Below are 12,160 nucleotides of genomic sequence, written 5' to 3' on the forward strand. Positions count from 1 at the left end.
AAAAAGTCATCATGCATCACACGCAGGGGGTCTGGGGTTCGAGTCCCTAATTCTCCACCATACAGTTCGTACTCGAACCCGATTCTTTGTGAAAAAGGGTTCGGGTGCGTTTTTTGTTTATCAGAAGTTTGCGTTTGCGACAGCAACAAACACCCCAGTGGGGTGTTTGAGCAACAGAATAGGCTACCAGGAAATCCCAAGTCGTATGACGTGGAATTTTTTGTTTCGATCAAGGACTCGAATGGCATCTACGTAAAAAATCCATAGCAAATGAGCCGGAAGCCTTCTGTAGATCAGAGGCTTCCGGCTCACTGTATATTCATGATAAAAGCAAAATTCCTGCCACCAGTACCATGTTGCAGGCAAAAAAAACAGCGCGGGCAGTGCATCCACAAAGGCCGGCGAAAGAGTGAAATCGTCCGGGACAGGATCGTTTTGATTCATGTGATCGACCTTGACATTTCTCCACGCAGCGCCGGAGAGACCTTTCTTGCTGAATTTCTGAAAAAAGAGCAGTGCTTTTACGCAAGATCGTCAATGCGTTCTGTAGCATGTCACGGGTCAATATCCAGCTCACGCAGAAGCAGCCGGAGGGCGGGCGAGATGTTCTCGCGGTTCCACACGGCCCAAGCGGGAACGGTATCGTTTTCCAGCGGGATAAAAGTGAGGTTTTTGTTGGCGGGCAGCTGAGCCAGCACCGGCTCGGCAAGGATGGTATAGCCGCCGTAGAAAGCCAGCTGCAGCATCAACTCCTCCATGGAATACGCAAATTTGATGTTCTGCGGGTCGCTGCCGTGGCGGGTGAGAACTTGCGCAAACTGGTTCCACAGCTCCCGGTCCATGGCGGGTACATAATATTGTTCGCTGGCAAGCTGGCTGCGGTGCAGGGACGCATAGCTGGACAGGTGGCTCTGGCGATTGAGCACTACGTACTGGCGCAGCTGGCCTACTTGAGCACGCAGCAGGGAGGAGGCATCCTCCAGCGGGACCAGCTCCAGCTGCAGGGCAAAGTCCAGCCTTTTCTGCTGCAGGCGTTTTTTCAGGGTGGGAAAATCCCCAAGATGAAAGTGCAGCGGAATGGCAGGGTGCTGCTCCTTGAACAGCAGCAGCTTTTCCAGAATGGGCAGATTTTCCATGCCGCTCATCATGCCGATCTCAAGCGGGGTGCTGCACTCGGCGGCAGCGGCGCGGGTGCGGCGGGCGGCATCCTCCGCAAGATCGGTGATGCGCACCGCATACTCGTAGAATACCTGCCCGGCACTGGTAAGCGCCACCGAGTGCCGTGTGCGCTGGAACAGCTCAGTTTCAAGTTCTTCTTCTAGCAGCTTGATCTGCTGGCTGACCGCCGTTTGGGAAACATAGTGCTGCTGTGCCGCTTTGGAAAAGCTCAAATTCTGTGCCACCGCAATAAAATAGCGCATCTGCTGCAGGGTCATGACCGGCTCCTTTTTCTCTTAAAAAAATGCTTATAACTTTTACTTCTAATTATAAGAAGAAAGCAATATTTTTCAAGTGAGAGATATTGTGATAGAATTAACAATCGAAAGGGGCACACGACCCCGCACATTGAGAAGAAAGAGAAAAACGAAAGGAATCACCAAGATGAAAAAGATCTCGCGCAAAAGCTTTCTGAAGCTGGCTTCTGCTGCTGCCATGAGCGGCATCACCGCCGGTGCACTGGCTGCCTGCAATGCTGCTTCCGGCAGCACGGCTGCATCTTCTGCCGCTGCAAAGTACACCCCGGGCACCTACACTGCCACGGCCAAGGGCATGAGCGATATCACCATGACCGCCACCTTCAGCGAGACAGCCATTACTGACATCCAGCTGGATCTGTCCGGTGAGACCGACTCCATTGGTCAGGCCGCAAAGGATGACCTGATCAAGCAGCTGCTGGAAGCTCAGAACAGCACCATCGACGGCGTGTCCGGTGCAACCATTACCAGCGATGCTGTGAAGCAGTGCATGAACGACTGCATCACACAGGCCATGGGCGGCACTGCAGTGTCTGCCCCGGAAGCTTCTGAGCAGGCTGCCAGCTGGCGCACCGCCCCGGAAGCCATCCCGGACAGTGAGATCACCAAGACCTACGATGTTGACGTTGCCATCATCGGTATGGGCTATGCCGGCCTGAGCTGCTACCGTGAGCTGGCCGAAGAGGGCAAGAACGTTCTGGTGCTGGAAGCCATGCCCCGCGAGAGCTGGTGGACGGTCGGCCACGATATCGGCCACATCAACTCGGACTACCTGCTGAGCCACGGTGTGCCCAAGGTGGACGAAGTGGAGTTTGTGAACAACTGGATGATGCAGACCCACGGCAAGGCAAACACCGCACTGGTGATGAAGTTTGCCAAGAACAGCGGCAGCACGGTGGACTGGTGGCTGGACAAGATCAACCCGGACACGCTGGCCAAGACCCGCATCCAGTTCTGGCCGGACAACGAGTACACCGTGCACCAGCTGAACAACGGCATGCACTACTACACCGGCACGCTGGAATGGTGGGAGAACTACTGGGAGAACCCCGCCAGCGGCGAGAAGAACAACAACACCGCCGGTCAGCTGGAGCTGAAGGACCTGAGCTGGGACAACTACAATTATGTGGAGGAGAATTTCTCTGACAATGCCACCGCTCTGTTTGGCACCAAGGGTGTGCAGCTGGTAATGGACGGTGCAAAGGTCACCGGCGTGATCGCACAGGACAGCGACGGCAATTACCTCAAGATCAACGCCAAGAACGGCGTTGTGCTGGCAGGCGGCGGCTTTGGCGGCAACAAGGAAATGATGGACGATCTGCTGCCGGACATCAAGCGTCTGTTCACCAAGGATGAGGACTTCTTTGCTCCCTTTGGCCGCGACGGCTCCACCATCCAGATGGGTGTGTGGGCAGGCGGCCGTCTGGAGGGCGACATCTCCACCATGAACTTCGACTCCATGACCGTGCCCGACTATCTGCCCGGCCCCCTGTGGGTGGACGAGAATGGCCAGCGCTTCCAGAATGAAGCCTTTGCCGGCCCGGAGATCAACGGCTTCTTCATGGCACGTGCAAAGCGCGGCAATATCACCTCCATCTACGACAGCACCTATGAGACCCAGATCCTGCGCGGCTTCCCCGGCCATCAGGCATTCGAGTACGACATGCCCGCTGTGGTGGAAGCCATGAAGGACAACTTTGAGGCCGCAAAGGCTGCTGGTGCCGAGGGTGCCAACGGCTGGTACTGCGCCGACACCATCGAACAGCTGGCTGAGTACATCGGTGTGGAGCCTGCAGCCCTTTCCGCTACTGTGGAGCAGTACAATAAGGTTTGCGCCGAGGGCTACGACAGCGACTTTGCCAAGGACCCGCACTTCCTGAATGCAGTTGCAAAGGCTCCCTTCTACGCCCATGTCACCACCCCGAGTCTGGGCTTTGCACTGGTGACCACCGGCGGCTTTGTGACCACCAATGACCAGCAGGTGCTGAACGAGGATTATCAGCCCATCGAGGGCCTGTACGCTTCCGGCAACACCTGCGGTATGCGCTTCGGCCCCGAGTACATCACCCCGATCCCCGGTGTGAGCATTGGTATGTGCCTGACGCTGGGCCGCGAACTGGGCAAATACCTGGCTGCAAAGTAAGCAGCTGCCTTCGTCAAAGCCTGATCGGCTGCAGTAAAGCCCCATAAGCAATAAAAGATCCCGTCCACTTCTGGGTGAACGGGATCTTTTTTGCGTATCAGACAGGAAAAAGCGGCTCAGAGGTCGTTTTTCTCCTGCCCCAGATTATCGGATTCCAGATCGTACAGGCCGTGCTGCAGGTGCTCTTCCATCATGACCCGGGCGCGCTTGACATCGTGCTTGCGGAAAGCATCCAGCAGAATGCCGTGGTAGTAGATGCCGCCATAATAGCCCGTGGAAAGAATCAGCATCTTGCCCAGATTGGCCCGGCGCTGGAAGGTCTCGTTCATAATGGCAATGGTGTAGGCATTGCCGCAGGCGTTGATGATCTCCATGTGGAACGCAACATCCGCGTTGATGAACTCTTCGCACTTGCCCACAGAGGCCTTCATGGTCTTGAGGTAGCTTTCCAGCTTTGCGATCAGCTCCGGCGAGGCGGTCTGGTAAAAGCTGCGCCCGGCCTCGGTGAGCACGGCGCGGCGGGAGCTGCGGTCGAACAGGGCAAAGCCCAGCTCCCGTTCCAGCGCCAGCAGCACTGCTGCTTCCAGCACTGCCGCTGCACCTGCTGAGAAGAAGGAGTTCACCTTTGCCCGTCCGCTGGGACGCTGAGTATGACGTTGTGGTCATGGGCATGGGCGCTGCCGGTATGGTAGCCGCCAAGACCGCAGCCGACAACGGCGCAAAGGTCGTCATTGTGGAAAAGTGCGAAGAGGGCAAGGCCGTCTGCCCGTTGTGGGTGGGCGGCTTTGCTGCGTGAACCACTTTCACTCCTGAAATGAACTGCATGAAAAATCAGAAGGCCCCATTCTATTGACTTTGCCTTTGCAGGGGAGTATACTCCATGTCACCAAGAGTATTACGGCTATGACGAGAAAAAGTACCCGGAAGGAATGCTGCAGAGAGCTGCCGGTTGGTGCAAGGCAGTGCAGGGCATCCGTGGGAAGATCCTCTCCGAGCTTTTCGGCTGAATGGGCGGTGCGCGCCCCAGTAAGCAGGAACGGCAGGCCCCCGTTATCACGGGCCGCGCGTTGTTGGACGTGCACTGAGTGGTCAGCGTTGTGCTGGCAATAAGAGTGGTACCGCAGAGGATATTACACGCCTTTGTCTCTTACAGACCGTAGGGGACAAGGGCGTTTTATTTTGCGGATGCTTTTGTCCCAAAGCATGTCAGAAGGAAAAGGAGAAACAATTATGAAGACACTGGAAAAAGTAAGCGACTTTGTGGGCAAGTACATGGCCGCCATCGTTATTGTGGTGGCCGCGGGTGCCCTGTTCTTCCCCGGTCCGTTCAGCGTGGTAAAGACGGCGTGGGTCAATAACCTGCTGGGCATCGTGATGTTCGGCATGGGCCTTACCCTGAAGCCGGAGGACTTCAAGGTGGTGTTCAGCCGCCCGAAGGATGTGATCGTGGGCTGCGTTGCACAGTTCACCCTCATGCCGTTTCTGGCATGGGCGCTCACGCAGGTGTTCCACCTGCCCACCGAGCTGGCCATTGGCGTGATCCTGGTTGGCACCTGCCCCGGCGGCACCTCTTCCAACGTGATGACCTACCTTTCCAAGGGCGACGTTGCACTGTCCGTTGGCATGACCGCTGTTTCCACCGTGCTGGCTCCGTTCCTCACTCCGCTGCTCACCCTGCTGTACGCTGGCCAGCGTGTTGACGTGAACCCCATGAGCATGTTCATGTCCATCGTCAAGGTGGTGCTGGTGCCCATCGCACTGGGCTTTGTGGTCAATCACTTCTTCCATAAGTTCACCGAGGAAGCCGTCCGCGTGCTGCCTCTGGTCTCCACTACCGCCATCGTGCTGATCATCTGCGCCGTGGTCTCCGCCAACAGCGCCAAGATCATGACCAGCGGTCTGCTGATCCTTGTGGTGGTCATCCTGCACAATGTGCTGGGCTACCTCACCGGCTTTGGCGTGGGCAAGCTGCTCAAGCTGGACTCCACCAAGTGCCGCGCGATCTCCATCGAGGTGGGTATGCAGAACTCCGGCCTTGCAACCAGTCTGGCCGCCGCACACTTTGCACAGTATCCGCTGGCTACCATTCCCGGCGCTGTGTTCTCCGTGTGGCATAACATTTCCGGTGCGATCCTCGCCAACTTCTTTGCCCGCACAGCAGAGAAGAAGGATTGATCTTTCATAACATAGTAAAGCCCCCGGCAGGCGCAAACCTGCCGGGGGCTTTGCTGTGCCTTCGGGCCGGGCAACTGCAACAGAACCGGCACAAATCGTGCTTTTCACGCTGCTTTTAGGGCGATTCACGCAGTTTTGCTTCCAAAATCCGGTAAAGTGTGAAATAATCAAGGTACAGTAATACATACCCCCCCCCCGTAAAAATGCGAGGGAGAAAAAAGGAGGTTATACCATGAAACAAGGCAAACTTATCCGGCGTGCAGTATCGGCGGCGCTGGCCGGATGCATGATGTTCACCTTTTCCGCTCCGGCGCTGGCTGAGAGCACCGACGCGCTGATGCAGCTGAGCATGACCCGCCGCAGCGCCGTGAGCGTGCTGGACGCGGAAAATGGTGACATAGTTAACTACGGTATTACTGTTACACACGGCAAAAAGGCAATACCTGTTACCAGCGCAAACTGCGACAATATTCTTGGTGACAGTAGTGACAGTACCCTCAGCTATGATCCGGCTGCCAAAAAGCTGACCTCAAATGGAACCATCTACGGACTCCTGTCTATCAATGCACCGGGCGTGGATGTAGAGCTGAATGGCAAGTATTTTGCATTGCAGGATAGCGGACTTAACGGTATCCTGACAATTGAAAATGCGAATGATGTGACGGTTTCCAGTCAGAAATTTGCAGCGGTTCAGAGCGATGTAAATGTTACCTGCACCGGGAAGCTGACCGTTATAACGAATGACAGTTCTTGGGCGGCTATTGGCAGAAACCTTACCGTACACAGCGCGGCAAGTGTGCAGATCGAAAGCGAGGGCGATTCTGCGGTCGGTGGCGATGTGATAATTGAATGCGCCTGCCCGGCGACCTTTTTTAAAAAGAACCAAAACGGCAGAATTGCACAGAGCATTACCTACGCTGGTGATTATGGTTACTACACCGATGATACAGCAGATACTGCAATTGACCCGAATGTTATGCCCATCCCAGTAGAAACGGCAAAGTATGTGCGCATTGCGCCGAAAATGCGCTACAACATCAATACTGCAGAAGATGCAGCCATCAAGCTGCAGGGACAGAGTACAGAACTGAAGACTGCCTTTGCGGGCGAAAAGGTCACCGTGACCGCTGCAGGCAGAGAAAACGCTGAGTTTACCGGCTGGACTGCTGAGGGCATCACGCTTACAAAGGAGCAGAAGGCGAACCCCACAGTCAACTTTACCATGCCGGACAAGAACGTGACTCTGAACCCGAATTACAATGTTGTACAGGATTATGGCCTTGAGGTGGGCAGCGAGAACACTACACCAACCCGCGTTACCAGCAAAAACTGTAAAGACATTTTAGATAAGGGTGTGCTGAGTTACGACCCGACCACCCAAACGTTGAAGTCGAATGGCACACTACCAAAGTCGCTTCAAAAAATCAACGCACCCGGCAAGGATATAAATCTGGATGGTAAAGATCAGATTGCTGTGGCTGCAAAGTTGATTGTGGAGAATGCACATAATGTGAAGGTCAACAGCAATGAACTGGCTGCAATTATGGCCAGAGATGATACCAGCACGATCGACTGCACCGGCGAGGTGGATATCAGCGGCGGATTCATGGCCGTGAACGGAAGCCTGAATATTATAAATTCCAGCAAAGTAAACATTTATACAAACTGTGCAGCTGCGGTGAATTACGATGCGACTATCACCAGCAAGGGTGACGTGACCATTGAGAGTACCGATGGTAGAGCGGCGAAAAACCTGACGATCAACAAGGCCGAGAATGTCACCATTACCATCAGTGATGACGAAAGAGCAGTCTCCGAAGATACCAAGATCACCGCTTCCGGCACTGTGATCCTGGAAAACAAAGCACCGGGCGGCCGTGTGGGCACTGTTGACTTTACACAGGCAGGCGACAAGGACTACGTCTACTATACCAGCGATGAGCCGGATGCAAAGCTGATCGACCCGCGCATCCATCCGCTCCCTGATACGGTAGAAAGCAGCTACCTGCGCATTGAGCCGAGGGAGACTTACTACAGCATTACCGTTGCGAACGGCACCGCGCAGGTGGGCGACGACACCACCGGCCGGATTACTACCGCCTTTGAGGGCGAAACGGTCACCGTCAAGGCCAAAGCACCCACCGATGAGGATGCCGCCAAGGGCGTGAAGTTCCACCACTGGAAGGTGGAAGAGGGAAGCACCGCCTTTACCCTGACCGATGGCAAGCTTGGCTCCAAAGAGGAAGCAGGCACCGAGGAAATCAGCTTTGATATGCCCAATGGCAATGTGAAGCTGACCGCCGTTTACAGCGTTCCCGCTTCCGTGCTGAGGAGCACCGTTACTGTTGAGGGCGGCACGGCAAAGTCCACTCTGGGCGAGGGCAGCGATATCCCCGCAGAGATCGGCACCGAGGTGAAGATCACAGCTACCCCATATGATGCCGAGAAATACCCCGGCATGGAGTTCGTGGAATGGGAGATCAAGTACCCCGATAGCTTCTACGAGAAATTCCCCGGTGGCATTCCGGAAAATCTGCAGCTCAAGCTGAACAATGCCAAGAGCGCGGCCACGACGTTTGAGATGCCCGTTTACCCGGTCAAACTGATCGCCCACTGGTCGGCCAGCGCGGTGGCCGGACCGGACGAACCTATTGATGAAGACTTCGGCGTAGAACCTGCACCCATGGATACCACGGGCGGTGCAATTGCCGCCGTGGCCGTTGGCGGTGCAGCCATCTGGGGCGGCTACGAGATCGCCACCCGCGTCATCCTGAACGGCCTCCTGCCCGAGGGCGCAGCCATCCCGGCAAACCGCGGCCAGCTGGCCCTGCTGGTGTGGAACACCGCAGGCAGACCCGAACCCGCAGGCGCACCCGCCTTTGCGGATGTGACCGACCCCGATATGGCAAAGGCCGCACAGTGGTGCACCGAGCAGGGCACCATGGCTACCAAGGGCGACCGCTTTGAGCCCGAAGGCTGGACCCCGAAGTTCAAGGTGATCGAAGTGTGGAATAAGGCATTCCCCAAGCAGTAAAACAGCAAACAGCCCCCGGCAGGCGCAAACCTGCCGGGGGCTTTGCTGTGCCTGCGGGCCGGACAACTGCAACAGAACCGGCACAAATCGTGCTTTTCACGCTGCTTTTAGGGCGATTCACGCAGGTTTGCTTCCAAAATCCGGTAAAGTGTGAGATAATCAAAGTACCGTAATATATACCCCCCCCCCGTAATAATTTTCGCAAAGGAGGAACCCTATGAAACGAAATATTTTGGCCCGGCGGGCAGCTTCCGCTGCGCTGGCAGCATGCATGATGTTCAGCCTTTCCGCCCCGGCGCTGGCTGAGAGCACCGATGCCCTGCTCCAGCAGAGCACCGCCGCCAAAAGCGCGGTGAGCGTGCTGGACGAAGAGAACGGTATGATGGAAGAAGAACCTGCGTATCAGATGGATCTCAAGTACGGCAGCATCAGAGTCTATATTGGGGATGATGGCAAACAGTATGTCCAGCAGGGCGAAAATGCTCCCCAGCAAAGTGGTAATCTGTCTATCACAACGAACGGCAGCCCGACGGACAATACCATTACCATCGAAGGCGGCACCACTGGTGCAAAAGTCACACTGTCTAATGTCAATATCGAGACTACTTCCGATGCGGCAGTCTCGGTCAGCGGCAATGTGGAGCTGATCATTGCAGGCACGAACACGAATACCCTGCGCAGCGGCACGGACCACGCCGGTGTGGAAAAGGCCGACGACAACGGGACCCTGACCATCAGCGGCACCGGTACGCTGGAAGCTTACGGCGGTCAGGGCGGCGCGGGCATTGGCGGCGCACGGAATAAAAATGCCGGCAATATTGTGATTGAAAGTGGTACGATCAAGGCCAACGGCGGTACATGGGGTGCAGGCATTGGCGGAGGTCAAAGCGCAGCGGGTCAAAATATTACGATTCGCGATGGTAATGTAACGGCGATACCCGGTGGCGAAGCAGCAGGCATTGGCGGCGGCTATCAAGGTGACGGTAAGAACATTACCATTGAGGGCGGCACTGTAAATTCTCGATCCGGCGGCGGAAGCGGCCCTGTTGCGGCCATCGGCGGCGGACGAGTGAGTGGCAAAGGCGAAAACATCCAGATCACCGGCGGCAATGTTACGCTGAAAACTGTAGATGACGATGACATTTATATCGGCAATGGTCAACAGGAAGCTGAAATTGACCCCAGCAAGCTGCTTGGCACGATCATCAAACTGGACGAGAACGACGTTAAGGTTGCCGAAATTGTACAGGATTTCAAAATCACAATCAATGATAAGCCTGTTACCAGAAAGAACTATGAAGACATCCTTGGAGACGGCATCCTCTGCTATAACATTGAGGAAAAGACCCTGAAGCTGAAAGAGGGACAATTCATTAACGGCGCCCTGACCATCACGGCACCGGAGGATGTTTCCATTGATCTGGAAGCGGATGCATCCCACGTTGTGGAAGGTGACCTGACCGTAAACGGCGCAAAGGATGTGAAAGTGACCAAGCTAGGTGGCGGTGCGGCTGCAGCAATTCAAGGCAAGGCGGAGATCACCTGTTCCGGTGATGTGATCCTCGAAAATTGGGGCGGTTCGCGTGGTGACGGCCGAAACCTGATAACGAATGGCCTTACCGTGAAGGCAGACACGGTCACGACCGAAGGCGGCATTAGCGGCGAAACGATGATTGACTGTATTGGCGATATAAAGCTTGGTAATGAGCATGGCACGACGGTTTCGAAGCTGACGGTGAAGAGTGCAAACAATGTGACGGTGACGTCCGGCAGTGTGAATCGTTCGATCGGTCAGGACGGCGCAGAGATCACATGCAGCGGTATTGTGGAACTGGACAGTAACCGTTACAGTTACGAGAACCTTGGCAAAGTGAGCTTCACTCAGGCGAATGGCAAACCCTATGTCTATATCATGGCCAAATCTTCGGAGTACGCCAAATCTTCGGAGTACAAGGACTCCCGCATTACCCCGATTCCTGAGACAATAGAAAAAAGATACCTGCGCATTGAGCCGAGGGAGACTTACAGCATTACCGTGAAAAACGGCACCGCGCAGGTCGTTGGTGACACGGATGGAAAACTGACTACCGCCTTTGCAGGCGAAAAGGTCACAGTGAGCGGTGAGAACAAAAACCCGAGTGTTACAAAGTTCGGCGGCTGGAAAGTGATCAGCCCGGAAAGCTTTGAACTGACCGAAGCGCAGAAAAATACCGAAAAAACTATGACCTTCACCATGCCGGCCAGCCCGGTGGAGCTGAAAGCTTCTTATAGCTTCCCGGCACCTGTATTAGATATGCAGGTCACAGTGAAGGGCGGCACGATCCGCGTCGGAGAGGGCGAAAGCCAGACGGGCACGGTGTTCGTACAGCCGGGCCAGACCGTCACGATCGAAGCCGATGAGCCTGCCAAGGAGAATGAGTCGTTCCATCACTGGAAGGTGGAAAAAGATTCCAGCAAGAATATTGGCATAATTGAGGGTAGTCTGGGCTCCGAAACGGAAAAGGGCACGGAAAAGATCGTCTTTACCATGCCGCAGGACGGCGTGAAGCTGACCGCCGTTTACAGCATCCCCGCTTCCGTGCTGAGGAGTACCGTTACTGTTACGGGCGGCACGGCAAAGTCCACTCTGGGCGAGGGCAGCGATATCCCCGCAGAGATCGGCACCACGGTGGAGATCACAGCTACCCCGTATGATGCCGAGAAATACCCCGGCATGGAGTTCGTGGAATGGGAGATCGTGTACCCCGATAGCTTCTACGAGAAATTCCCCGGTGGCATTCCGGAAAATCTGCAGCTCAAGCTGAACAATGCCAAGAGCGCGGCCACGACGTTTGAGATGCCCGTTTACCCGGTCAAACTGATCGCCCACTGGTCGGCCAGCGCGGTGGCCGGACCGGACGAACCTATTGATGAAGACTTCGGCGTAGAACCTGCACCCATGGATACCACAGGTGGCACCATTGCCGCCGTGGCCGTGGGCGGTGCAGCCATCTGGGGCGGCTACGAGATCGCCACCCGCGTGATCCTGCACAACCTCCTGCCCGAGGGCGCAGCCATCCCCGCAAACCGCGGCCAGCTGGCCCTGCTCATCTGGACTGAGAAGGGCAAGCCCGAACCCGCCGCACAGCCCGCCTTTGCAGACATCACCGATGCCGAGCAGGCCAAGGCCGCTCAGTGGTGCGTGGAGCAGGGTCTGCTGGATGCACGGGAAGGCAAGTTTGAATCGGACGGCTGGATGCCCAAGTTCAAGACCATTGAGATCTGGAACAAGGCGTTCCCCAAAAAGTAACCTCTGAGCGCTTCCTCCGTAAAGCCTCAGAATGACAGATCCCC

The 12,160-nt window shown here is 55.7% G+C and carries 7 protein-coding genes and 1 other annotated feature; of the genes, 5 read left to right on the plus strand and 2 right to left on the minus strand.

The window, feature by feature from the left end; translation table 11 throughout:
• Window positions 1-554 precede the first annotated feature (554 nt).
• Complete coding sequence (locus DWY76_RS03985; protein ID WP_120079937.1) at window positions 555-1,436, minus strand: LysR family transcriptional regulator; 882 nt, start codon at window positions 1,434-1,436, stop codon at window positions 555-557.
• A 166-nt stretch (window positions 1,437-1,602) separates the two neighbouring features.
• Here DWY76_RS03985 and DWY76_RS03990 point away from each other — a divergent pair, with 166 nt between their 5' ends.
• Window positions 1,603-3,618 carry an FAD-dependent oxidoreductase gene (locus DWY76_RS03990; RefSeq protein ID WP_120079939.1) on the plus strand — a complete coding sequence of 672 codons (2,016 nt, stop codon included), beginning with the start codon at window positions 1,603-1,605 and terminating at the stop codon, window positions 3,616-3,618.
• A gap of 116 nt (window positions 3,619-3,734) precedes the next feature.
• Here DWY76_RS03990 and DWY76_RS03995 read toward each other — a convergent pair whose 3' ends face one another.
• The gene (locus tag DWY76_RS03995; protein WP_120079941.1) at window positions 3,735-4,241 is read right to left on the minus strand and encodes an FCD domain-containing protein; all 507 of its coding nucleotides are present in this window, start codon (window positions 4,239-4,241) and stop codon (window positions 3,735-3,737) included.
• 2 nt (window positions 4,242-4,243) lie between these two features.
• Here DWY76_RS03995 and DWY76_RS14490 point away from each other — a divergent pair, with 2 nt between their 5' ends.
• From DWY76_RS14490 to DWY76_RS04015, 4 genes are all read left to right on the plus strand, one after another.
• A complete protein-coding gene (locus DWY76_RS14490) occupies window positions 4,244-4,414 on the plus strand; it encodes an FAD-binding protein (RefSeq protein WP_120079943.1) in 171 nt (56 codons plus the stop codon).
• A 98-nt stretch (window positions 4,415-4,512) separates the two neighbouring features.
• Window positions 4,513-4,768: a binding site (T-box leader), on the plus strand.
• A gap of 80 nt (window positions 4,769-4,848) precedes the next feature.
• A complete protein-coding gene (locus DWY76_RS04005; protein WP_097773826.1) occupies window positions 4,849-5,793 on the plus strand; it encodes a bile acid:sodium symporter family protein in 945 nt (314 codons plus the stop codon).
• A gap of 232 nt (window positions 5,794-6,025) precedes the next feature.
• Window positions 6,026-8,827, plus strand: coding sequence for a hypothetical protein (locus tag DWY76_RS04010; RefSeq protein ID WP_120079945.1), 2,802 nt, complete (start codon window positions 6,026-6,028; stop codon window positions 8,825-8,827).
• Between the two features lie 217 nt (window positions 8,828-9,044).
• The gene (locus tag DWY76_RS04015; protein WP_120079947.1) at window positions 9,045-12,116 is read left to right on the plus strand and encodes a hypothetical protein; all 3,072 of its coding nucleotides are present in this window, start codon (window positions 9,045-9,047) and stop codon (window positions 12,114-12,116) included.
• Window positions 12,117-12,160 lie beyond the last annotated feature (44 nt).

The sequence above is a fragment of the Faecalibacterium sp. AF27-11BH genome (assembly GCF_003603005.1).
GTDB classification, from domain to species: Bacteria; Bacillota; Clostridia; order Oscillospirales; family Ruminococcaceae; genus Faecalibacterium; species Faecalibacterium taiwanense.